Genomic DNA, 24,854 nt, shown 5'->3' with positions numbered 1-24,854 from the left:
TTTCGTAATTGTGTATAGCGCAGGCGCGCTACCGGCGTGTCAGCGGTCGACAAACAATCCGCTCAACGACAGCATGAGATACACGACATGTTCCGGCAGAAGGTTCTGCGGCATTATACGCGACGGACGCCAGCGATAGGTGTAATTGACGTCAAGATCGAGCGTGGTACGGTCGAAAAATTTAAAACGAGGCGTTATACCGGCGATCGCACCGATGCCGAATTGGGGGTTCGCGCCCATCTTTGCAAAAACCGCTTCACAGCCGGCGCGAAGGGAGAGTGCGAAAAAACCCGTATCAAAAAGCCATTGCTCCGCCGCAGGGATGAATTTCAGAACGAATCCGCCCTGTGAATAATAGATCTCGTTTATTTCCTTAAAGACGAGGCTTGTCCATCTCCCATTGAATGCGAGCGTGAGCGTGTTCTCATTGAAAATCGGCACTTGATTTTTGAAATAATTTGTCGCCTCCTGGCTGTAATAAATACTCGGCGTGCTGTCATAATTTATCACCGTATCGAATACGACCGTTTCATCGCTGTTCTTGATAAGAAATCCGATGCCGATATTCCACGACAATGCATATAATCTCCACGCGTGATTCTCAAAGAAGACACCCGTGTTATCCCGAACAAAATTGCTTACCGCCGCGTCATCGCCAGCCATAGCGAAACGCGTATTCGCAATGCCGCCGGATATCCCGATCCCGATGTTCTCATTCACGGCAATTCCAAGGCGCAAAGAACCTCCTTGAAACGGCTCGCCGGTACGGCCGAACGAGGAGAGATTGTTTGAGACAATGTCATTGTTTTGATCGCCCGCCATATATTCCGCCGCTATTCCAAAACCTTTTACCACAGGCAGGAAATATCCGATAATCCCGACGATCCCGGCTTCGCGAATTCCCTGCGCGGAATTCACCCAGTTGAAACTGGCGCTGGTGCTGCCCTTGCTTGTATCGAAATTCTGTGGATTGAAGCTTGCCGCGGATGCATACAATCGATCCGTCCTTGCAACACCTAGGTATGCGGGATTAGCATAGATGCCGTAGCGCTCAGGAATGGTTTTGAACTTCGACATATTACCGGAGAGTTTATTGATGAACGCCTTCACTACTTGGTTTTCAGGATCGATCTTCTTCGCCTCGGCGAGTTCAGTACGCGCCTTCGCCATGTCCTTGTTGTCATACGCGTCGATACCCTTCGAGAGCATTACTACGGCCTTTTGATCCATTCCTTTCTTCGCCGCGAGCGTCTCGTCGATCGATTTATCCACGCCGAGATTGAGCACAGAGAGAATGTCCTTCGCGAAGAATGCGCTGATATACGGATAATTTTTTCCCGGCTCGGTGAGTTGCTTGCGCCACACCACCTCGCCGCTTTCCACCTTCGTCATACGGAGGCTTAGCATGAGAGAACCCGCCATATCGACTATTTCTCCGAAGACGATGTAATCGCAAGCAAGTATCTTTCCCGCTTTCACCTGATCTTTCTCATCGACGGCACCGGTCATTGATACTTCCATCTCCTTGAAAAGCTCATTACGCTTCTCGCGCTCAACGAGGCGCACCTTCGGTGATTTTTTCACCTCATAGGAGATAAGTTCGGAAAAGCCTTTGCCGAGCGGTTTCAAGTCGGGGTTGCTCGACGTGACGTTGAAATCGTTCACCGATATCTTGTTCTCACGAGACGACCCCGCGGCCATGCCGGTGGCGGTAAGGTCGCGTTCGGACGCGAGTAAGGCGTTCGCGTCGACATCGAGTATTTTTTTCACATATTTCTTCTGTATTTCGACCACACCATACCGGTCGCTTTTGATCCTGATCGCGGTATCAGTCTCCTTCACCTGTCCCTTGAGGACTTCCCCGTTGTCGAGATAGATGATCTTTTCCTGCGGGACAAGTGCAATAGTAATACAGACAAGCGTGAGCAATACGATATGTGTCTTTCTCATAAGCCCTCCGGTTGAGTACGCCCCTGCAATGAAATATGGATTCTCATTGCATCAACTCCCGACAATGAGGACAGTATAATCCCAACCCGCATACTGTCAAGCGCCCCATCGCTGAATACCAATAGCGTTACGAATATCCGACACCTATCGCGTTTCTATGCGGCTCTTCATCTCTTATGCGTACCCGGCACCCTGTGCATTCCCGAGAAGAACAGGAACACCACCCACGCGATGAATATCGCCGCGAAGGCCACCCAGAGCGGCATGGTGTAATTGAGCCCGACGAGATATCCGCCCACGAGCGGCGGTATGAATTGCGCGGCCGCCTGCACGGATTGATTGATGCCGAGTATACGCCCCTGCCCGCTCGCATCGGCCAGCCCTGAGATGATGGTCATGAGATTCGGTCCTGAGAGCCCCACCATCATCGGCGAGAGGAACACGACGGCATAGAGCAGCCAGTAATTCGGGACGAGCAGCATGACCGGAAACACGAGCGACAATGAGAGAAGCGTCACCCGAAGCACATGCGCGGGCGAAAAGCGTTTTGACACGGGACGCGTCAGCACGCCCTGCGTAAGTATCGACCAGATGCCGATATAGCCGAACAGCATCCCGAACTGTGTGTTGGTGACATGGAAGCGCTCTATCAGATAGTACTGGAAAAAACCGGTGAAGAAGTTGAACCCGAAAAAAAGAAGGAAGGCGGTGACGAACAGGGCTCTGCTCGATGGTATCGTGAACGCATGGATGAACTGTTTCGGTCCGGTGAGGAACGATACTGCCATGCTTCGCCTGTTCTCATGCCGATGCGTTTCGATGAACAGAAGTCCGATAAGCACGACATTGAGGAGCGACAGGAACGCCGCAAGATAGAACGGGGTCGCGAGCGTAAAGAGCGGTCCGTAATGATGGTCGGACAGCACGCCGCCGATGGCGGGACCGAGCGCGAGCGCAGCGCCGAACATGGCGCCGAGAAGCCCGTAATTGCGCGGGCGGCTCTCATGTGTCGAGATATCGGACATGGCGGACTGCGTCACCGCGAGCGCACCGGAAAAAAGACCGCCGAGCACACGCCCGGCAAGCACGAGAACAATGCTGTTCATCGTCACTCCGACAGCCACGAGCACATGCGATGCGATATTCCCTATCGCCGTGTAGAACAGCACCGGTTTTCTGCCCACCCTGTCCGAAAGAATGCCCAGTATCGGCGCGGTGAAGAACTGCACGAAGGGATAGATGCCTATCGCGATACCAAGGAGCACCGCACGCATGACCTTCGTCATCTCATGCGGCACCAGGGCGGATGTCGTGCTCGTGAAGAGCGGCGTGAACACGGGGAATGCGAGCGTAAGCCCGATGAAATTCAGGAACGCCGTGGCGGCGATCAGTATGATTATCGAATGCTTTTTCAACGGAGTAAGTATCTTACTATCGCGCTATCCTCGCCCGCGCCTCGGCGGTGAACTCATACGGCGCTACCGCCGGATTGAAACGAGATACGTTATTCGTGCTTTTCTCAAGCTCCTCCATCCAGCCCCGCGAACGATAGTAGCCGAGGGAAAGCCCGGTCGAGCGCCGTGTGGCGAACCGATATTTCGCAAAATACTCGTCGCGTGCGGCAGGGCTCGGCGCTGCGAACGCCTTTGAGCGGAGCATGGCGAGCGCCTTCTCCGCGCTCTGTATCCCTATCTGTGAATTCTTATACCAGTTCTGTATATCCTTCACGCTCTGCTTGATATAATACGGCTGATACTCAGCGGCCAATTTGTCGTAGGATATCTGACCGACGAGGAAGAGATTGTACAGCTGCTGCCATTTTATCGACGTCTCGCCGCCGAACCCGCTCCACTCCATGACGCCCGGCACGCCGTCCAGGCGCTGGCTGAAGCGCGCAAGGATGCCGGAAAGCTCGATATTGCGTACCGACGGCATCCACCCTATCGCAGCGTTCAGACGCGCATTATTATCCTTCGCTGAAAGGAAAAGGAGAAAATCAATAGCGGCTTTCTTCCGTTCAGGGGCGCCATGCGGTGTCGGGCAGGCGAACGGGAAGCCCTGGAATGCGCGGTCCATCGCCGGTCCCTGAACGAATTTCCCGAATTCGGGGTCGTCACGCGCGGGGATCGGGAAATCTATCACATCGATATCGAAGCCGTTCTCACCGGCGTACTTCTGCACATACGTTACGTCCCACGTGCCCATGGCGTAGAACACGGCGCGCTGCTGCACGAACATGAGCGGGCCGTCGTCATAATTGAGACCGATGAACCCTTCGATGAGCGCGGTCTTCGCAAGGTCATCGAGCATGGAGAACGCCGCCATGTATGCGGGGTGCTTCATGTTCACTTTCCCGAGACGCATGGCGAAATACATCTCGTCGCCGGGTGTCAGTCCGTCACGGTTGAGATCGACATCGTAGCGCACGGTCGTCGTGACCGGGTCTATCATGTACTGACGCGTCATATTGAAATAACCGCCCGTGTTCGCAAGGGGAATGAAATGCGGGCTTCGCCCCCGTATCGCATCGATCTCCTTCTGACCGTTCTTTATCTCTGCCAGGGCCTCCGGCGTCGGCTGACCTGCGAGCGCATCGATGCGCCTGGTAAGCTCGGCTATGCGCTTGGCATCGGGCGCGCGGAGGAATTTCTGCGAGCGTATCTTCCGGCAGTCCGCCATGAATTCGCGCCAGTCCTTCGGGGGCGAGGTCTTGCCGGTGAGCTTCGCGTAGAGCTGGCGATTATAGAACAGGCGTATCATGAAGAACGAAAGCGGTATCGTCATGTATTCCTGTACCTCGGCGACATACGCCTGGCGCATGCCGTCGCGCATGGTGTCCTTGAGGGGCACGTTCGCGAATTCGTTGTTCTTATTGTACGGGTTCGGGGCCGAAACATACTCGGTCATCGCATGGAAATATCTGAGATAGTACTGGATAAGGATATTGTACGGCACGCCCTGCCCAATCTCGATGAGATCGGGGGGATTACCGCCGACCATCTGGGTGACGAACCATTGCCCGTAGGTCTGCGACGGCATGGCGTTCTGCACGACGTGGACGTTCGGATGGAGCTTCTCATATTCACGCGCCATGTAGTCGACGCTCTCGCGCACACCCGGTTCCACCTGCCAATGCACTATCATGATGGATGTTTTTTTGCCCAAGCCGCCGCCCGGTATCGCGAGACGCATCCCGGGTGTAATCACCGTCCTTTCATTGATGTCGGGATAATTCGCATCGTAGATAGCCTTCGCGGTAATGCCGTAATTGCTCGCGATAGTATCGATGGTCTCGCCGCTTTCAACGACATGCCCCGCCGCTGAGAACGGATTGCCGATGTTATTGAGCGCCACCGCCAGCGCCGCCACAAGGAAGGCGAGCACGATGATGATGATGCCGTAATATTTCTTGACGATCTCGATCGTTTTCATGGTGTATCTCCGTTACTCTATGCGGCCGGTCTTCGCGATACGGTCAAAGCGCTTAAGCTCGATAGCTGCGAGCGGCGCACGGAAATCGTAGGGATACGATGTGATCAATTCGTTGAGATATGCCCTTGCCTTCGCAAGATCGCCGACGGCGAACGCTGCATTAAAGCCGAGATTCCACAAGGTCGATGCGATGTCGTTGGCTACCGGATAGTTCTTGTATTCCTTGAGTATCTTAAGCCGCTCGGCGTTTATCGCCAAGCCCTTGGTGCGGAACGCCATACGCTCCGCCGGCGTCGAGCCCGCGCCGAGATTCATGCTGATATTATTGTACGCGCTCGCGAGAATATCGTAGAGCCGCTCCTTGTACGGGGTATCGGGGTTCGCCCGAAGATACTCCTCTATTTCTGCGAGCGCCACTTTTGCGTCCTCGATACGATAGGTGATGAGATACGTCGTCATGAGGTGCAGGAACGCCTCTTCCGCCGCCGGGTGCCCCGGGAAGCGCGCACCAAGGTCTCGATATCCCTTGCGCGCACCCTCATAATCCGGCGTCTGCCCCATCGGAACTACTTCCTTAAGACGCGCGAGCGCCAGGAGCGCCCATGCGGTGGTATCGTTGGTGCCTTGAGCGGCTTTCTCATAAAAGTGCTTCGCCTGTGCGCGGTCGATCTTGTCGCCGAAATTGTATACCATGCCGAGACCATAGCATGCGTTCGCTATCGATGCGGTGGAACCCGCCGGCGCCCCGGTAACGACGGTGCGGAAATTCTTCTCCGCAGCGGAGAAAAGCCCCCGCGAGAACGTGTTCCATCCCTCGCGGCAGAACCGGTCCGCTTCGGACGGCGTAAGCTTCACGGCGGATGTGCAGCCGGCAATGAACAACATCGCCGATGCAACGAGTATCATCGTACGCATAGTGTCTCCTTCTCTGCCCGGCAGAACACACGGGCGGCATGTGGTCAGGATACATTCTTTACCCGTCAATGTCAATCGTTCGCAGGCTCTCAAAATTCTCAAAGAGTGGTTTTCTTTTCTTTCGCGATCATCCAGAATGCTTTGCGCAGGTGTCGTGCCTGTCATACCGAGGCAACCCTTGATAATGCCGACATGCGTGATAGGATGGCTGAATGCAAATATCGTTCATGCCCGACCCCATCTTCGGGGAGTTCCGCATACCCGATGATGCTTCATCGATAGCGCTCTTCCAGGCGAACCTCACGCGCGGAAAAGAGGTCATATCGTTCAAGCCCCATCTCCGGGAATTCGGCATCTACCCCATCGCCTATGCGCCGAAGATCGCCGGCGGGGAACTCCCGCACACCCACACCTTCCTCGAGCTTGTCATCGCGGTCGCCGGCCGCGGCGTCCATACGAACGGCACGCACAATGTCGAAATATCGCGGGGCGATATCGTATTCACCAGCAATACATCGGCACATTACTTCTCATCCTGCTCGGAGGACTTCCGCGTCGTCGATATCTGCTTTCTCCCCTCGGCGCTCGGCTACAGCGACACCTCGCTCGATGATGCACGCGTGGCCGATCACTATGCGCTCCTCGTCCCCTTCGCCGACTATGAAGCGCATGAGCATTTCACCGTCGTGCACCCCGATGAGGACACGTTCAAACGCATCGCATGGTATGCCTTCCATATGCTCGAGACGTTCCACACGGGCGGCGAACGCGAGATCGTCCTTAACGCCCTGAAGAACGTGCTCATCATGGCCGTACCGAAGACTGAGACCGGATCGGCGAACAATGCCCGCTTTCATGAGATACTCGCCTATATCCGCGAGCATGCGCACGGCGATATCACCTCCGCATCGGTGGCAGAACACTTCGGGTTTTCCGCCGCGTACTTCTCCACGATATTCAACCGCATCAGCGGCGATACGCTCCACGGCTATGTGAATGGGCTTCGCGTCCGCAGGGCGAAAGAGCTCATCGAACGGACGACGCTCCCGATAAACCGCATCGCGCATGAGGTGGGGTATCACAATATCTCGCACTTCAATGTGGCGTTCAAGCGCGTATTACGCCGTTCGCCGGGGGCGTTCCGCCTGAAGCGGAAACACCTCGACGGCCGATAATGCAAAAAACACAACACAGCCGCGAAAAAACAGCAAACCCGTCCGGCCGAAATTTTCATATACTACCATCATGCACTCACGTTCATCCCTATACCCTGCACACAACGACGCGAGGAGAATCGTATGAAAAAGATCATCGGAGCACTGATATGCGCATCACTATCGTTCGGCGTACAGGTGGAATCCGGGAATACGGTCATTGAGATATCCGCCGCAGCGATAAGTGTCATTCACGGGCCGGTGAAGATATTCGAAATGGACCCGTATTACACGGCAAAGTCTACCTGGGGGAACTGTGCGAAGTTCGGCGATGCGCTTGAGGCCGTCTCCGTCGACGGGTCGTCCGCCATACAGCGCACAAAAAAGAACGCAGCGATAGCGGGTGAGTCGCGATTCACGGCCGCAGAGAACGGATTCACGGCGGAATATTCGGTCACGATAGCGTCGAATACCGGCGCACATTTCGGTGTATGGGATGTGTACCTGACGCGTTCAATTTTTGCCGATGCGATCGTCCTCCACGGCGGACAGCTGCTTCCCTTGCGCACATCAAAGTGGGACACGATAGAAGTCGAGCGCTTTTCCATACGAACCGCCATCGGCGAATGGTCATTCGACCTTGCCGCAAGCGGACCGGCAAAGTGGCTGCTCCGCTCCACCTGCGACCGCGGCTGGGGCGCGGAAGAACGTAAAACGTTCACCCTCCTCAATCAAATGGCGAATATCCCCGCCGAAGGCATTTCCGTAAAGCTCCGCATCGAGGCGAAATTCACCCCGGCCCCCGGCTATGACCCATTGCTGCAGCAGTCGGAAGCGGCAGCATCCTCAATGAAAAAAATACTCGACCGCTATCGTCTGAACACAGGTGAAATGCCTGTTGATGCAGCAAAGCGTGCAGACTTCTACGCACAGCGCATCGCGGCATTGACCGCCGACCTCGCCGAAAGCAGGCTCGATCCGCGTGCCGGTGTCATCATACCCGAGCCGAAACGGTATGTAAAAAAGATCGGCGCGTATCCGATCCCGAAAAAAGCGGACATTGCATGCAACACGGAACATGACGCGGCGCTGGAATTGCTTACGCTCGATCTCGCCCGTTACGGTTCAACGGCCGCCCGTGCCGATATATCTGAAAAGGCTTGTGCAATGCGTATCGGTGTCCCCTCGAAGGATGCATCAGTAGCGGCGGCATGCGTACGGCTCGGTATCGACACCAATGAATTCGCACGCGCCGAAGGCTATGCGATAGCGGTCACACCCTCTGAGATACTTGTCGCCGGAAGCGGTCCGCGCGGCGTACTCTACGGTGTCCAGACGCTCAGACAGATCATACGCCCGGGAAAGGCCGGGGCCGAGGTTCCCGCATGCAGTATCGTCGACTGGCCGGACATGCAGTTCCGCGGCTACTACTTGGAAAATACTGCATCGGCATCACGTGACGAGTTGTTCCATCTCATACGCAATGTCTATTCATATTACAAAGCGAATGTTCTTATGGTAGAGATCAACTGGCTCAAATACGCATGGCGTTCACATCCCGAGGTATCAGCAACGAACGCGATCGCATTAAGCGAGCTGACGGCAATTGCCGACTATGCGAAGAAATACAAGATGCGATTGATACCCGCGGTGTTCACATACGGGAAAGTGGGAAATCTCCTGAAATCACACCCTGACATCGCTGAAGATGCAGCGGCGGCAAAGATCGGCAAGGCAGGGACATACTGCCCGAACAACGAGGCATCGTATTCGCTCATATTCGATCTCATGAGCGAGATCATCGACGCAACGAAATGTGATGCTATGCATATCGGACATGATGAAATAAGCGGAATGGTCGCCTGTCCCGTCTGCAAGGCAATGGCACCCGCCGATCTCTTCGCGAACGATGTGAACAAGATACACGGATTTCTCGCGGGAAAGAACGTGGAGGCGATGATATGGGGCGATTTCATCCTTGAAACAGCGCGATGGAAAGGATTCACCGCGAACAGCGGTCATTCCTCATACGGGAATTTTATCGTTCACCCTGCGGCTGATACGATACACAAGGATGTCATTATCTGCGATTGGCAGTACAGTGCATCGACGAATTTTCCGACCCTCGCCCATTTCGCGGAAAAAGGTTTCCGCGTCATCGGCTGCTCCTGGTATAACGACCAAAACAACTACTCATTGACGAAAGCGGTCCGCGAGATCGGCCAGGCGGGGATACTTGTCACCGACTGGGGCTTCCTTGCGGTGCGTTCACCATCGGCGAACGCCCTGCTCGGTGCCGTATATTCCTGGAACAGCGCGACGCCCGAACCATCGGCACTCCCCTACGATCCGCAGGCGGTTTTCGCGGCGTCAGTGCTTAACCGCGACCGTTCGTCACAGAAGTTCGGCGCATCGTTCACCCCGGTGAACCTGGGATCTGCCGCCAACCGAATGCTTATCGGCGATTCGAACGCATGGATAGGGCTGAGCGTACGCTCGGACCTCACGTATCTGCCGAAAGGCGATATCCGTCTCCTCGGCATACCCTACCGCATCGGCGATAAAGGTGTTGTCGTTGCAGCGGCGAACACGAAACGCGGGGATGCAGTGAGCGGAAAGATAGGAGTGAACGCAAAGTCAAAAGGTCTTGTGTTCCTGCACGGGGTATCGGTGGAGAACCCGACAGTGTTCAAACAGATATTCGGCGGCTATCGTGTAACATATTCGGATGGAACGTCCGTCACTGTGCCGATAACAACGGAAAACGCCGTCCACTGGACAAGCACTACCCCCCGCGTCAATCCCTGGGGATCATGGAAATATCAATTCGCATGGAACTCAACATGTGCTTGGGAAGGCATTACCCGCAGGGGAGAGGCTGTGAATTTGCAGGCGTATGAGTGGATAAATCCGCGGCCGAATGATACCATCATTTCTGTCGAGGCGCAGGCGAAAGATCTTCCGGGGCTTATGATAGGCCTTGTCGCACTCACGGCGGTGCAATGAAAACAACTGTTCGCTTTCTCATTATACTCGCGGCAGCCGCATTGCCGATCTTCACCGCAACAATGACCTACGGCACCGCAAAAGCAGTAGTCGACGGCACCGGCGGCACATTCGACAGGAACGGGGAACGCATTCTGGAGAAAATGGAGATATATCTCTCCGACAAGGGATGGAACAAGCTCTTTCCGATCGGCCGTGAAGACTGGACGGTACACACCAACGGCGGCGTACTCCATATGACGACGAGCTCGCCGTATGCCGTTTCCGTCTCCTACACACCGCTCTCAAACGGCATTCGCGCGGATATACGCTTCGATATCCCTCCCGGCACCGATATCCATTACGCGGTCATCGATGTATTCCTCGCGAAGAAGATATTCCTCGGCTGTCAGGCGAATATCGACGGGACTTCGATGCTGCTCGATCCTGCAAATACAACGCTCAAGCTTACGGCAGAGACAATATCGTTCGCGGCAAGGCAACCGTGGCGTCTTACACTGCGTTCAGCCCGCACCGGCGCGTGGGCGCTTCGCTCGTCGACCGGTGCAAAATGGAGGCCCGAGGAATTGCGCACATTCGATGCGCTTTACAGCATCGAGAACATCACCACGAACGGCCTTACCGACGCATGTTCATTCGAGATGACCGCCGATGCCGCCGCAGATGACATCAGTGCACTTATCATCAGCGGCCTCCCGCCGGATCTTTCAACACTTGCAATGGCGAATGTCGACCGATTCTTTCCATCCGAACGCTCCGTACCGCCGTTCAGCGACGGCGATGTCGTCTGCTTCATCGGCGACAGCATCACGCATCGCGGCACATACATCAAGTACATCGCCGACTTCTACGCGACACGTTTTCCCGACCGCCGCGTCCGCTTCATCAACCGCGGCATCGGCGGCGACAGCGCTCGCAATGTGCTTAAGCGCTTCGACTGGGATATCGCAACGGCGTCCCCGGCGCCCACCGCCTCTGTCGTCATGCTCGGCATGAATGACAGCGGTTACGACGCCGTCTATTCGCCCGCATCGAAACCGGATGCGCTCAATGCCTATCGCGAAAAAATGCTCGCGACCTATGCCGTCGATATGACGAACGTGTTCGACCGCCTTGCGGCCATGACCGGCAAGCGCATCATCGCCTTCACGCCCACGCCGTATGAAGAAACGGCGACACATATTACATCGAAAGTGCTCACCGGGAAGGACGGCACGCTTGAGATCTTCGCGAATTTCGTATCAGGTCTCGCCATTTCGCGCGGGGCATCGATCATCGATATGCACGGGGCGATAGCCCATATCAATGCAACAGCGCAGAAAAGCGTCGGCGGTGCTTTCACTGCCATCGGGAACGACCGCGTTCACCCCGATGAGGTCGGCAATCTCGTCATGGCATACTGTTTTCTCAAGGCGCAACGCGTGCCCTCCACCGTGTCCGCCGTCACTATCGATGCAAAAAGCAAAAAGCTTACATCATTCGACCGCTGTGCTGTCTCCGACCTGTCGTTCACCGGCAAAGGAGTATCGTTCTCAATGTTCGCCGGTGCGCTTCCCTTCCCCGTCGAAACCATGGCACGGACGGCGCTTCGCATCGTACCTTTTACCGACGACTGCAACCGCGAAATACTCTGCATCAAGGGCCTTCCGTCGGGATCGTATGCCCTTTCGATCGACACCCTGCCTGTCGGTGCATTCACAGCAGCGGAACTGGATCGCGGAATAAATCTCGCCCTCTTCGAAACACCGCAGATGCTGCAGGCTCGCGATGTCGCACGAGTGAACGCCAAGCGTCATGCGCTCGAAACGGATATGCGCTGGGCAGCGTACATCGAGGCCATACTCCGTCAGAACGGCGTCGACACCACGGACGCCGAATCGGTGAAAAAGTACGTCGAATCCCCTGCGGGCAAGTCTCGCGTTACAGCCTATATCGCGAAATACAATGCGGTGAGGCCGAAGGCCGCTGCATATGAGTCGGACATCGCGGCTCTCTTCGATGAGGTCTATACCGTGAACAAGCCGAAAAAGCGGCAGTATGTGATCGAATCTCAGTAGGATATATAAAAACCAGCAAACAGACGGGAAAAGACAGCAAAGTTCATCCATCTAATTTACATTATACTGTTATGGCATAGAATATCCGAGGGAGCTGCCGATGAACTTTCGCCGAACATTCATCCTTCTCATGCTGTGCCTGCCCTGCGCGGTCAACGGACTTGTCGTCGGACAGGCGGCGCTCGATCTAACGCCGCTGAGCGCGACAGTCAGTTTCGGCATGGAACAGGCCATGCTTTTCGACGTCTTCAGCATAGCCGATAAAAGCTGGAAAAAGATATATCCGCAGCCGACGGACAGCTATCAGGGAAAGGCCGAAGGCGTGAAATCAGTATTCCGTTCTCCGAAGAACGCGCCTGTATCCGCGGTCATCACGTACACACTGGCAAGCAACGGCATACGAGCCGTACTCGAGGCGGCCGTGCCCCCGAACTCGGGCGCGCATTATGCGGTTTGGGAGTTATTCCTGACGAGGGGATTATTCACCGATGCCGTCGTCAAGCGTCAAGAACAGCCCGATGCAACATTGACCGCCGATGGGTGGAAAACCATCGACGTCGAGAGCTTTACCCTCTCGGCGAAGTCCGGCGAATGGACGTTCACGCTTACCAGTGACGACGGCGTTCCGTGGAAACTGCGCTCGCTCTGCGACCGCACCTGGGGACCGGACGAAAGAAAAACATTCTCGCTTCTCCATCAGATAGAGAACGTCCCCGCAGAAGGGATGAAGTCGCAGTGCACCGTCGATATACGTTTCTCTCCCCGAGCGGACTTTTTCAGCACCGTAGAAGAACGCAGTTCTGCGAAAGCGATCGCGTACATGAGATCGCTCCTTTCGCGATACGACAGCGAGCCCGCACGTGAGTTTTCCACTGCAAGAGAGAACGCCGCATGGCTTTCAAAGCGCCTTGCCGAGGTGAGCGCCGACCGCACTGAGAACAGGATAGACCCGAACGCGGGCACCATCATCCCGGAACCGAAAACATACATCAAGGATAAGGGATTTTTCGCCGTTCCACAGAAAGTCGCGATCGCCTGCGGAATACACGAGGCCGCATTCGAGGTGCTCGCCGAGGATCTCTCCCGTTTCGGCGTATCGATGACGCGCTCAGAGGCGGCGCCCATTACGATGGGCGTGAACGGTGATGCATCGGTGGAGGCTGCAAGCAAGCGGCTTGGTATCGCCGAAAAACGCGAAACAGAAAAAGAGGGATATACGCTCGTCGTCACGCCGAAGGAAATCCTTATCGCCGGGGCCGACGGCGCCGGTGTTCTCTACGGCACTCAGACCTTGCGGCAGCTTATCCGCGCGGGCGCGAACGGCGCCGAAATACCTGCCGTACGGATCAAGGATAGACCCGATCTCCCGTTCCGCGGATTCTATATCGAGGGCGGGGGAAGGAATTCTGGCCCGGAAATGAAACGCCTCATACGGAATGTATATTCATACTTCAAAGCGAACACGATAGTCTATCAGGTCAAATGGGGCGAGCTCGCATGGAAGTCGCATCCCGAAGTGGCGGGAAAAGATGCGCTGCCCGTAAGCAGTCTCGCCGAGATGGCCGCGTATGCGAAAAAATATCATCTCCGTTTCATTCCTGCGGTATTCACCTACGGCAAAGTGATGGACCTCCTCAAGTCGCATCCCGAGATAGCCGAGGACCCCGACTGGCAGAAAAAAGGATGGCCGCACGGGGCGTATTGCCCGAATCGCCCCAAGACATATCCGCTCGTGTTCGATCTTCTGAACGAAGTGATCGATGCGACACAATGCGATGCAATGCATATCGCCCATGATGAGATAGCCGGCATGGTCGTCTGCCCCGTGTGCAAGACAAAGGATCCCGCCGATCTCTTCGCGAACGATGTGAACAAGACGCGTGACTTTCTGGAAAAACGCAATGTGCGGACGATGATATGGGGGGACTTTCTCCTTGAAAAGGATTATTGGGAGAAGCTCGGGGTAGAGAACTGCAACAGCGGCAATCCGCACTACGGCGGTCTTATCGTGCACCCGGCGCTCCAGAAGCTCAACAAAGATATCATCATAACCGATTGGCATTACAATTACCGGCCGAGCATCGATACCACCTATCTCTCATTCAACTATTTTTCGACGAACGGTTTCCAAGTCATCGGCTGTCCATGGCTCAAGAATGAGAACAACTACTTTATACCGCAGGTGATAAAGTCAATCGGCCAGCAAGGCGTGCTTGTGACCGACTGGGGGTTCCTCGCAACACGCTCACCCGCGGCGAACTCCATGCTCGGTGTCATGTATGCGTGGAACACATCGATGCCGGAGCCGAAAGCATTATCATGGTCACCGCAGGCTGTACTTGCCGGAGCTATCATCGACAAGGACAAGCCTTCGCGCATGCACGGGGCGCGGTTCACGCCGATAAATCTTGCCGCATCGGCGAACAGAACGCTTACCGGCGGCAATGCCTGGTTCGGCGGGGGATCGCACATGGACCTCTCGCTTCTGCCGATGGGATCACAGCGTATGATCGGTGTCGACTATGCAATCACGAACGCATGCGTCGTGTCCGGAAATACCGAGCTTGACGTACCCGCAACAGGCAAGCGTATCTCTATCAACAGAAAAGCAAGGAGCATTGTCCTCCTTCATGGGCTTACGCTCTTGGTGCCGTCGGTAACACCTATGACATACGGCTCGTATCGCGTAACGTATGCGAACGGGAGTAGTACAGAAATACCCATCAACAGCAGAAATGCTGTCCATTGGCTGAGCGGAGCACCGCGGAAGAACAGCTGGCAGCATTGGGCGTATCAATACACTTGGGATGCATCGCTCGCGTGGGAATGTGCAACAAGGTCCAGCGATGCGATCAACCTTCAGTCGTACGAATGGGTGAACCAGAACCCGGACGACGCTATCGATTCCATAGAGCTAATTGCGAAGCAGAATATTCCCGGGCTCATGATAGGTCTCGTGGCGGTCACGGCAGTGCAATAATATTCGGATCTTCCAAGGAGCAAATCATGAGCATTCAACATGCGCTCATCGCCATCGGTTTGAGCCTCGCCGCATCCGTTTTTGCACAATCGAAAGCATCACCCATTGCCGGGGATGTGTCCGACGAGGCACGTTCACTCATCGAAAAACCGCTGACGAAAAGTACGGCGGAGAAACACTGGCCGAAGAGCGGCATGCGGGGCATATACACATTCTCTATTGCACCGATCGGAGCCAACACCCAGGACCCCGGCGGATTTCTCAAAGAGGCGCAGTTCCGGAAATTCAAAGAGTGGGGCGTAAATCTTATCACCGTATCGCTTTCAGTCGATGCGGGGTCGGCATGGGATGTGAAACGCGGAACGGATGCGCCCCCCGTGCCTGCGGATGATGCACTTCTGCCGTATCGGCAGAATTTGAACGGGTTGAAAATAGCCCTGCATCTTGGCGAAAAATACGATATCAAAATAATCGCTGCCGCATCGGGAAAGATCATCGGCCGTTCTGTGAACTGGAAACTTGAACCGGGGCAGAGCGCCGGTTATCGTTTTGAGGACGAGACCATGAAAATCGCGTCGTATATCGCATACGAATTCGGGGATCATCCGATGCTTCTCGGGATCAATCTGATGGACGAGCCCAATACAAAGGAAGAAGTGGAACGCTGGCAGTCGAACACGATTCCGCTCGTCACGAGCGCGATACGCCGGCATGACACCAACACCTATATACTCATCATGCCCGCACCGTGGGGACTGCCGGGAGGGTTCTCATCGTTCACGCCGGTCAAAGACCCGAAAATCGTGTATGTGTTCCATGGCTATTATCCGCACAGTTATGTCCATCAGGGCATCGGCGGATATGTCGGGGATGATTATACGAACAAAAGCTATCCGGGGGGTCTTCGTAACTTCAAAGGCAACCCCGCAGTACACATCGGACGTGAAGAGCTTGAGGCGAACATCGCCGAGGCTGTCGCATTCAAGAAAAAGAACGACTGTATCATGCTGTGCGGGGCGTTCAGCGTGGTCCGATGGGCCCCCGGCGGAGCGGCGTGGGTGAAAGACTGTATCGATATATTTGAAAAGCACGGCATCAGCTGGTCCTATTTCGCATATCGCGGATGGAACGGATGGAACCCCACGTTCGGTGCAGGATCAAAAGGCAGCAATAATTCTGACGGCGGTGAAATGACCGAACGCTTGAAAGTGCTCATTGAAGCATGGAAGAAGAACACACGATAGTCGCTCGTAAGCGGACCGATGATCGAAGGTGACGTATGAAGACAGGAACATTCACAGAATTCAGGAACAACGGCATGATGCCGCTCATGATCACAAGTTCCCTCCCGACAGAAGAACACCGCCGCGTATGGACGCGCGGTGAGATACGTTCGATCTGGCGCGAGCTCTTGACAAAACCGGCTGCGAAAGCGAAAGCGCATGCAGAGCCAGACACCGTCATCTCCGGGCGACGCTCGTCCGTAACGATAACCATTACCGCAGAACATGATATCTCCATCGGAGGTCATATCATTCTTTTCCTTCCGGAATTCTGGGGCGGAATTGCGCAGGAACGCGACGCAACGACATTCTTTCTCTGGCGCTCGCCGAACACCTATCCCGGTTATGTTTCAAGTCATATCAGCGCACACAGCGAGGGAGACTCAGTTATCGAAGGGACTATCACCTCCGCCGGTTCGGTTCACGTTGTCGCCGATATCGCCATACTCGATAAACCTCTCCGTGCGGGAACGCCGCTTCATTTCGTCATCGGCGACACCTGCGGGCAGGGCGTACTGCCGATAGACTTTGACGGCACGTATCACTTCAATGTCGCTGTCGACGCTGCCGGAGACGGACAATACGCCGCGATCCTTCCCCACCCGACCGTTCGTGTCGTCGGCGGAACGCCGGAGCGATACCGAGTGACCGTACCGGCATGCAGCACAGAAAAAACGCTCCCCCTTCGCGCAACTGCTGTCGATGCATCGCTCAATCACACGGACGTTGACGGCACCACAAAGATCATTGCACATGAACAGAACACGCATCGATGTGTGACTGTCATCAATGAGACGTCCGGCATTGCCGGCAAAAGCAATCCGTCTGTACGCGGCGTCTGGGCAGACGGGAACAATGTATATTTCGGTGAGATACATACGCACACCGAATTATCCGATGCGATACGGAGCACCGACGATGCCTACCGCTTCGCACGCGACACGCTCGGTCTCGATTTTGCAGCGCTCTCCGACCATTTTGAGAAGCATCAGCCGAGCATGGTATATCCCGCCGACAGAAAATGGGATATGACAAGGGATGCGGCATCCCGCTTCAACGAGCCGGGAAGATTCGTCACACTCCTCGGCTATGAATGGGGCGGCGTACCGCATATCAATATTTACTATCGCGGCGCCGATGGAAAGTGTTTCCCCGCCGACGGAGAGACGAGCAAATCCCCGCCGGGACTCTATCGAATGCTCAATGACGAACACACGCCGTACATCGCCATACCGCATCATCCGAAATATCTCGCCGCTGCGGACTGGAATATCGCGAACGGCGAGCATCAGCGTCTGGTGGAAATATACAGCGGCTGGGGATCTTCGGAAGAAGGGAATGACAGCGCCTATCGATCCTCGCTTGCGCACGGTGTACGCATGGGCATCATCGCCGGCACCGACTGTCACATCGGACGGCCCGGTCAGGGCAATCGTACGTTCGAAGGCGGCGGGCTTGCCTGCGTTCTCGCGCCGTCGCTCACGAGGGAAAATATATTCGACGCGCTTTTCGCACGACGATGTTACGGCACAACGGGGACGCGCATGCTCATCGACTTCCGCGTGAACGGTGCGATCATGGGAAGCGAGACTCCGTTTGCAAAGGAAAATATCGTAAGCGTCCGGGCGATCGGCGAAGACATGATAGAACGAGTCGATATTGTAAAGAACGGAACGGTTGTGTATAGCGCATCACCGAACCGCGATGAAGTATCGATGGAATGGAAAGACATCGGCGGAAAAGCCTCATATTACGTGCGGATCACTCAGCGCGACGGCCATGTCGGATGGTCAAGCCCGGTGTGGACCTGCGACTAATTTTCCTCATAATAATATGAGTGATCGATTCCTTTCATAAACATCTCACGGCTGTTGATTTGGCCGGTAAGTGCATTCTTCAGCAACTTTTTCAGCGTGTTACTGTTTTCAGCGCTCTTTACCATTGCGTCCATATAATCCGTTTTGGCTATTTTGCTCCAGTCGACACATTTCCTCAGGCGTTTTTTCAATATCAGATCCAACCATATTCGGGCGCTTCTGCCATTGCCTTCCATAAATGGGTGCGCAATGTTCATTTCTATATATTTTTCGACGATTTCATCGAATGAATTTTCCGGCATAGCTTCTATTTGTTTTAATGTGGTCCCAAGAAATTGTGATGAGGCAAATCGAAAACCGCCCTTCGAAATGTTTTTTTGCCTGATCTGCCCGGCAAAATCATACAAGCCGCCAAGCAGATACGCGTGGATCTGTTGTAAACCTTTGATCGTACCGATCTCTATGCTGCCGATCAATGAACTTTCAAACAGCGCATAGGCCTTTATTTTGCTTTTTCCGTCTATGCTTTCATCACTATAGGTAAACCATTCGATAAATCGGTTTGCCTTTTTTCCAGGAAACTGTTTACCTAATGCGATAATTCCATTATAATCGAGCATATCAGATAAACGCTTTTTGCCGTCTGGTGCGTGAAGTTTCAACTGGGTAGTGGCACTAACCACTTCACTATTTTCCTTCTTCAGTCTGGCTTTAAGGTATTTCCAATAGTTTCGAGTTTTGGTATAGTCGCTTTGGTTGGTAAGAACGGCTACAATATCCAGCACTGAAAACCACCACTTGGCATTTTTCTCGTCCCATAAAGCTCGTACTTCACGGTCGTCAAAAAAACGTATGGATATTTTTTGCTGCCTGTTCATTTTATTAAGAGAAGAAGGAGTTTTCATTCGTCACCATCGCCGCCTCCGTAGCGGCTACGCCGCCAGGCAGCGCCTTACAGGCGCACGCGTGCGCCAAGGATGGCCTAGGCGCTACGGATAGCCATAGCCGCCACGCTTACACGGCCCAGTATACCACCCGCCGAATTCCTGTCAAATCCAACCCCGGCTCAGCTCCGTTCCATCGTCCACCCGCGTCTATCCGTGATCATACCCCGTCTCACCCCTTCACGCATCGTCATTTCGCCCGAAGTCACCGATATTTTATTTCCCGCACATTTAATTTGAACGAGTACGTTCAAATTAAATGTAATGACAAAGAATGTTGACTTCTTCACAACGCACCCACAGAGAGCCCGCATGATCTCCCCCCTTACATTTATTTGAGCGTTACTGCGCTCAAATAAATGTGCCGTATTGCTCGCCGTAGACGACATTATACTCTTCACGGAACGTGTCGTAATGCGCTTCCATGATCTTATATAGCGCGGATCTCTCCGCGTGCGCCAAGAAGGGCGCAGTTGGTGCCGGCCAGGGAAGGCCTAGGCGCCACGGGTGACGTTGTCGGTATACCCCTTGCTGCACATAATATTAAACACGGAATAAATCAATAATCAGCCTGAAAGTATTTTTGCATACCGACATGTTCTCCCCTCTCTCACTTCCCTGTGAGAGAGGGGAGCGGCAAATACATTTTCTTCTAAACAACGTTTTATTAGCTGAGGGGTGAGTGTTTGTTTTGCGGCGAAAATCAGAATATATGGAAATAAACACGGGGGCTCGCAGAGTCGCTGAGGGCGCAGAGAAGGATGGGTATGAATTTCGTTGCGTCGTTGCGAGATCATTCTTCCCATGCCATACGGAAAAAGAAGGCATCACGCGACGACGCAAAGACGCGACGTAGGAAAAAACGATGAATAGAGACGGCACTCAGCGCGACGGCCATGTCGGATGGTCAAGCCCGGTGTGGGCAGTGTAAACGAGCGTGTGCGCTACGCGCGATATATCGGCGCCAATGCCGCGGCAAGTTTCACGAAACGCTCATAGACCGGCACATACTTCGACGCATCAGCACCCGGCGTGAACGTCTCTCCGCCGTATTTGATGACATCGCGCGCCTCATCGGCATTCTTGAACACACCGGCTCCCGCGAGCGCAAAGAGCGCGGCACCGAGCACCGTCGTTTCCTTCTGCTCGATGAGCTTCACCGGTATGCCGAGAAAATCCGCGCGCATCTGATTCCAGAGCGCATTCTTCGATCCGCCGCCCACACAGATGAGCGATTTCGCCTTGAAATTGCCGGCGGTTTCAAGTATAGCGAGCGCTTCCTTTGTCTGCGCAGCGAGCCCTTCGAGCATGGCGCGATAGATATGACCGCGCGTTGATGTGAGCGTAAGACCTAACATGCTCCCATGCGTATTGTATATCGCCGAGGGGCCTACCTTCGGAACAAAACATGGATGAAGGTGAACGCCGTCGCATCCGACAGGAACGGCTTTCGCTTCGCTTATCATCGTATCGTATATGTTCTTCGAGTCCGCTTCCTTCGCATAGAACATCTTCTTTATCCATTCAAGCGCACCGGACGCTATCCACTGCACGCCCATGTTGTAGAGCCCGGGCATGGTGTCGTATTCGGTGGTAACACCCTTCGCGAGCGTACCGTCGTCCGCCTTGTAGCCGCGCGTGCGGGCCATGAGTATCTCCCATGTACCTGTGCTTAAGACCGGCTCATTCTCTTTCGCGCCGGAACCGAAGATGGCGAATTGCGTGTCATGACCGGCGGCGATGACGGCAACACCCTCGGGTATACCTGTCGCAGCGCTGCCCTCTTTCGTGACCTTGCCGACGACAGTACCCGGTTCCACCATGCGCGGGAACTTCTCTTTCGATACGCCTATGGCGGAAAGGATACGTTCGGAAAAGCCGCGCCCCGTGATATCGGTAAGCATGGATGTACCGGCCATCGATGTATCGGTCACGTATTCGCCGCATAGTTTATGGAGGAATATCGACGGGATAAGAACGTATTTGTCCATTTCGTCGAGCACTTTCGGACGATTCTCCTTGAACCATATGAGCTTATTGATGGTATTGAAATGCATCGGCTGAAGCCCGTTGAGACGATAGAGCTCTGAAAGCGGTATGTATTTACTGATAGCATCCATGACCGGCTGCGTGCGACTGCATGCCCAGGAAATGACCGGGTACACGAAGGAGCCGTCCTTCTTGACCGGTGCGCCGTCAACGCCGAACGTCGTCACGGTTACGCCGACAATGGACTTCTTGTCTATCTTTTTCAGCACTTCATGTGTCGAACGCAGAAGCTTGTCCCATATCTCGTTCACGTCCCAGATGAGGCAGCCCTTCGTCTCCGGGTCCGGCTGCGTATTGTTCGGGAATGAATGCATGGCGAGAAGTTCGCCGCTTTCGCTCACGGCGATGGCGCGCACATTGGTGGCACCGCAGTCCATAACGATGACGGTCTTTTTCATGGAAGGCTCCTTGTTCCGGATAGTACCGCGCTTGTCCGATTTGTCAAGGTTTCAAGCAGAACATTGACAATATATTCTCCCGGCGATACAATCAAGCATCAATTTTTCGGAGGTTCGCTATGAAGAAATTCTTTATTCTCTCCCTTGCGGCCGCAGGCATGCTCGCCGCACAGATCACGGGAAGCTTCAATTTCAACACGGGCGACGCATCGCTCGATCTCTCGCTTAACAATCTCAATGTAACCGCGAAGGCCGATGTGAAGATCTTCACCGCCGATCTTTCAGCTGCCTATGCGATCCCTGTCGTCAAGCTCGATTCGCTCATCACCGTGCAGAAAATGGAGCCGGCGGAAGTGTTCATGATCGCCGAACTCGCAACAGCCGCGAAAAAGCCCATCGATGAGGCCGTGAAAGTATATACGGCGAACAAGACAAAAGGCTGGGGCGCGATAGCGAAGGAACTCGGTGTAAAGCCGGGCTCCCCCGAGTTCAAGGCGCTCAAAACGAAAGCCGACTCGAAGAACGAGAAGGCGAAAGGCAAGGGAAAAGGCGCAGGCAAAAAGAAATAACAATGCAGCATTGAGAACGGGGCTCACGGTCACCGCGCGAAGTCGAGGGGCCATGGGTCCCGTTTTTTATTCACAACCGCAGCGCATGTTATCCACGGAGCATGGAATGAATCTGCATCTTTTTCTCATCACCGCCATTGCCTGCGTAACGCTCGCTCCGGCCGACGACAGCGTTCTCTCATTGCGATTCGATGAAGGGAGCGGCACCATCATCGCCGACACGAGCGGGAACGGTTTGAACGGTAAAGCCTCCGGCGCATCATGGACACGCGGGATATCCGGCACCGCGCTTCAGTGCAATGGGAAATCCGTCGTCACGATACCGAACGCCCAAGCGCTCAGCACACCGCATATCACCGTCATGTTCTGGATACGGATAGCGAGATCGGAGAGCGATAAACAGATCTTTGCAAAAAAATCGTCCGGGAAGGAAGGGTATCGCATCACCTGCACAGCGAACACGCTGACGTGGCAGATACCCTCGGCGGAAAAGCCGTGGGGATATGCGCTCAAAAGCAGCGCTCTGTCGATGAACGAGTGGCATCACGCCGCCTGTACGTATGACGGCGCATCGATGAACATCTACATCGACGGCGCGCCCGCCGGCACACTTCCGCGTACGGGCGATATACTCCCGTCAAGGGCGGATCTTTCCATCGGGGCGTTCGACGCGTCCGGCACCAGCGGCTTCAGCGGGACCATCGATGAGGTCGGGATATACGCACGCGCGCTCAGCGCCGACGAAGTGCGGGATGATCTTTCCGCAGGGAAGTCACTTCTCGACGCATCATCCGCTGCGGCAAGGGAACACATACCGCACGTAACGCCGAACGCGGTCATCACCGTACGTACGAGATCCGGGGATGAGCGGATAAGCCCCTTCCTTACGGGAAGCCAATTCGATTTCTTCGCAACGCCTGTCCGCGCGCGCATGAAAAGCGCATCGCTCCTTGATACCTGGAAAAGCGTCCCGATACGCATGCTCCGCTACCCCGGCGGCACGTGGGCCGATCACTACATATGGGACAACCCCGCGAAGAGCTATTTCGCCACCGGCGAAACGAATGTGATAACACCGGAACAGTTCATCGCGATATGCCGCGCGGTGAACGCCGAACCGATATTCCAGGTGAACACCGGGAGCAAAGGCGGCTCCATCGACAACCGCGTGAACCCGACGAAACGTTCCGACATACACGCCGCCGCCGCATGGGCCGCCGCGTGGGTGCGCGTTGCGAACATCGAGAAGAAATGGAACGTCAAATACTGGGAGATAGGCAACGAGGTCTGGATATGGCTCAAGCCCGAGGAATACGCCGTAACGGTCGCTGAATATTCAAAAGCGATGAAAGCCGTCGATCCATCGATCGAGATCATCGCCTGCGGCTGCAACAGCACGGTGGGTCCGTTCAATGCGACCTGGCTCAACTTCAAGGACGACCCGAACTGGACGCCGCGCACGAACGTGGTGAACGAGCCCGTATCATGGAACAAGGCGCTTTTCACCATCGCCAAAGGGAGCTTCGATCTCCTTGCGCCGCATCCGTATATCTCCGCCCCGTCGAACACCGATGCCGCCTCGATGTATCGTGCAACGCTCGCCAAGATCGCCCGCCAGGAGGGCATGCAGAGCCAGTACGATGCTGTTAACACCTATGACCGTTCGGTGCGCATCGCGGTGACCGAATGGGGATGCAATTTCGGGTACTCGGTGCCGGGTTCAAGCGGGAAGATACGCCCCGAACAGGGATTCTTCTATTCGCTCGGCAACGGCATCACTATGGCATACTATCTCGGGAAGATCATCGAGAATACCATGAATGAGATAGCGATCGTCCATTCCCTCGGTGACATACAGACGCTCTGGTACTGGACGAAGAAAGAGCTCGCAAAGGACGCACCGCTCGAGCACCCTGCCATGCTCGCCCTTCGTCTGTGGGGGAATCACCTGGGCACGAAGCGCTCATTGCACAGGACCGATATCATGCCGGCATTGAACATCGACGGAGAACCTATCCCGGCGATATACCTTTTCGCGTCAGAGGATGAGACGAACCGCTACTGCATCGCCATCAATCTCGATCCGGAGAACGCCAATCGGGTGCGCTTTCGGTCGGATGGTGCGAACGCCGCCGTTTCGCTTCTCATCGGGGCGTCGCTTGCCGCTCAGAATTTCGACGGCTGGGGCGCCGAAGAGAAACCGGTGCGCATCGTAGCGTATACGCTGCCGTCCTCCGACGGCATGTTCAGCGTCGATATGCCGAAACACAGCATGGCAGGCATTACCGTACGGAAATAGC

General features: G+C 54.9%; 14 protein-coding genes. 8 read left to right on the top strand and 6 right to left on the bottom strand.

Annotated elements, in window-relative coordinates:
• Nucleotides 1-39 precede the first annotated feature (39 nt).
• The 4 genes from AABZ39_03175 to AABZ39_03160 all read right to left on the bottom strand — a co-directional run bounded on the left by AABZ39_03175 (nt 40) and on the right by AABZ39_03160 (nt 6,297).
• The gene (locus tag AABZ39_03175; protein MEK6793752.1) at nt 40-1,950 is read right to left on the bottom strand and encodes a CsgG/HfaB family protein; all 1,911 of its coding nucleotides are present in this window, start codon (nt 1,948-1,950) and stop codon (nt 40-42) included.
• 167 nt (nt 1,951-2,117) lie between these two features.
• A complete protein-coding gene (locus tag AABZ39_03170; GenBank protein ID MEK6793751.1) occupies nt 2,118-3,365 on the bottom strand; it encodes an MFS transporter in 1,248 nt (415 codons plus the stop codon).
• Nucleotides 3,366-3,381: 16 nt separating this feature from the next.
• On the bottom strand, nt 3,382-5,382 hold the full coding sequence (locus tag AABZ39_03165; protein MEK6793750.1) for an extracellular solute-binding protein: 2,001 nt from the start codon (nt 5,380-5,382) through the stop codon (nt 3,382-3,384).
• Between the two features lie 12 nt (nt 5,383-5,394).
• Nucleotides 5,395-6,297 (bottom strand): hypothetical protein, encoded by a 903-nt coding sequence (locus AABZ39_03160; GenBank protein ID MEK6793749.1) that lies wholly within the window; start codon nt 6,295-6,297, stop codon nt 5,395-5,397.
• 212 nt (nt 6,298-6,509) lie between these two features.
• Here AABZ39_03160 and AABZ39_03155 point away from each other — a divergent pair, with 212 nt between their 5' ends.
• The 6 genes from AABZ39_03155 (at nt 6,510) to AABZ39_03130 (ending at nt 18,594) form a co-directional block, all read left to right on the top strand.
• The gene (locus AABZ39_03155) at nt 6,510-7,472 is read left to right on the top strand and encodes an AraC family transcriptional regulator (protein ID MEK6793748.1); all 963 of its coding nucleotides are present in this window, start codon (nt 6,510-6,512) and stop codon (nt 7,470-7,472) included.
• 123 nt (nt 7,473-7,595) lie between these two features.
• A complete protein-coding gene (locus AABZ39_03150) occupies nt 7,596-10,457 on the top strand; it encodes a glycoside hydrolase family 20 zincin-like fold domain-containing protein (GenBank protein MEK6793747.1) in 2,862 nt (953 codons plus the stop codon).
• A complete protein-coding gene (locus tag AABZ39_03145) occupies nt 10,454-12,514 on the top strand; it encodes an SGNH/GDSL hydrolase family protein (protein MEK6793746.1) in 2,061 nt (686 codons plus the stop codon). The genes AABZ39_03150 and AABZ39_03145 overlap by 4 nt, the downstream gene beginning before the upstream one ends.
• A 100-nt stretch (nt 12,515-12,614) precedes the next feature.
• Nucleotides 12,615-15,494 (top strand): beta-N-acetylhexosaminidase, encoded by a 2,880-nt coding sequence (locus AABZ39_03140; GenBank protein MEK6793745.1) that lies wholly within the window; start codon nt 12,615-12,617, stop codon nt 15,492-15,494.
• A 26-nt stretch (nt 15,495-15,520) separates the two neighbouring features.
• A complete protein-coding gene (locus tag AABZ39_03135; protein ID MEK6793744.1) occupies nt 15,521-16,738 on the top strand; it encodes a cellulase family glycosylhydrolase in 1,218 nt (405 codons plus the stop codon).
• A 35-nt stretch (nt 16,739-16,773) separates the two neighbouring features.
• The gene (locus AABZ39_03130) at nt 16,774-18,594 is read left to right on the top strand and encodes a DUF3604 domain-containing protein (GenBank protein MEK6793743.1); all 1,821 of its coding nucleotides are present in this window, start codon (nt 16,774-16,776) and stop codon (nt 18,592-18,594) included.
• Here the strand turns inward: AABZ39_03130 and AABZ39_03125 are convergent.
• Together AABZ39_03125 and fucK are read right to left on the bottom strand one after the other, a co-directional pair.
• Complete coding sequence (locus tag AABZ39_03125; GenBank protein ID MEK6793742.1) at nt 18,591-19,499, bottom strand: Fic family protein; 909 nt, start codon at nt 19,497-19,499, stop codon at nt 18,591-18,593. The genes AABZ39_03130 and AABZ39_03125 overlap by 4 nt on opposite strands.
• A gap of 983 nt (nt 19,500-20,482) precedes the next feature.
• Nucleotides 20,483-21,985: an L-fuculokinase gene (fucK, locus tag AABZ39_03120; protein MEK6793741.1), complete on the bottom strand. Its 1,503-nt coding sequence runs from the start codon at nt 21,983-21,985 to the stop codon at nt 20,483-20,485.
• A gap of 119 nt (nt 21,986-22,104) precedes the next feature.
• On the opposite strand from fucK, the gene AABZ39_03115 reads away from it, so the two are divergent.
• Both AABZ39_03115 and AABZ39_03110 read left to right on the top strand, forming a co-directional pair.
• Nucleotides 22,105-22,554: a hypothetical protein gene (locus AABZ39_03115; protein ID MEK6793740.1), complete on the top strand. Its 450-nt coding sequence runs from the start codon at nt 22,105-22,107 to the stop codon at nt 22,552-22,554.
• Between the two features lie 106 nt (nt 22,555-22,660).
• The gene (locus tag AABZ39_03110; protein MEK6793739.1) at nt 22,661-24,853 is read left to right on the top strand and encodes a LamG-like jellyroll fold domain-containing protein; all 2,193 of its coding nucleotides are present in this window, start codon (nt 22,661-22,663) and stop codon (nt 24,851-24,853) included.
• Nucleotide 24,854: the final 1 nt, after the last annotated feature.

This window comes from Spirochaetota bacterium, from assembly GCA_038043445.1.
Taxonomy (GTDB): Bacteria; Spirochaetota; Brachyspiria; order Brachyspirales; family JACRPF01; genus JBBTBY01.
Note: the sequence above shows the minus strand (reverse complement) of the source record. Positions and strands in the feature narration are given on the sequence as shown.

What these genes read in the sequence shown, in the direction of transcription:
- AABZ39_03165 (MEK6793750.1), bottom strand. Translation starts at nt 5,382, where the DNA reads ATGAAAACGATCGAGATCGTCAAGAAATATTACGGCATCATCATCATC.
- AABZ39_03110 (MEK6793739.1), top strand. Translation starts at nt 22,661, where the DNA reads ATGAATCTGCATCTTTTTCTCATCACCGCCATTGCCTGCGTAACGCTC.
- AABZ39_03135 (MEK6793744.1), top strand. Translation starts at nt 15,521, where the DNA reads ATGAGCATTCAACATGCGCTCATCGCCATCGGTTTGAGCCTCGCCGCA.
- AABZ39_03150 (MEK6793747.1), top strand. Translation starts at nt 7,596, where the DNA reads ATGAAAAAGATCATCGGAGCACTGATATGCGCATCACTATCGTTCGGC.
- fucK (MEK6793741.1), bottom strand. Translation starts at nt 21,985, where the DNA reads ATGAAAAAGACCGTCATCGTTATGGACTGCGGTGCCACCAATGTGCGC.
- AABZ39_03175 (MEK6793752.1), bottom strand. Translation starts at nt 1,950, where the DNA reads ATGAGAAAGACACATATCGTATTGCTCACGCTTGTCTGTATTACTATT.
- AABZ39_03130 (MEK6793743.1), top strand. Translation starts at nt 16,774, where the DNA reads ATGAAGACAGGAACATTCACAGAATTCAGGAACAACGGCATGATGCCG.
- AABZ39_03160 (MEK6793749.1), bottom strand. Translation starts at nt 6,297, where the DNA reads ATGCGTACGATGATACTCGTTGCATCGGCGATGTTGTTCATTGCCGGC.
- AABZ39_03115 (MEK6793740.1), top strand. Translation starts at nt 22,105, where the DNA reads ATGAAGAAATTCTTTATTCTCTCCCTTGCGGCCGCAGGCATGCTCGCC.
- AABZ39_03145 (MEK6793746.1), top strand. Translation starts at nt 10,454, where the DNA reads ATGAAAACAACTGTTCGCTTTCTCATTATACTCGCGGCAGCCGCATTG.
- AABZ39_03155 (MEK6793748.1), top strand. Translation starts at nt 6,510, where the DNA reads ATGCAAATATCGTTCATGCCCGACCCCATCTTCGGGGAGTTCCGCATA.
- AABZ39_03125 (MEK6793742.1), bottom strand. Translation starts at nt 19,499, where the DNA reads ATGAAAACTCCTTCTTCTCTTAATAAAATGAACAGGCAGCAAAAAATA.
- AABZ39_03140 (MEK6793745.1), top strand. Translation starts at nt 12,615, where the DNA reads ATGAACTTTCGCCGAACATTCATCCTTCTCATGCTGTGCCTGCCCTGC.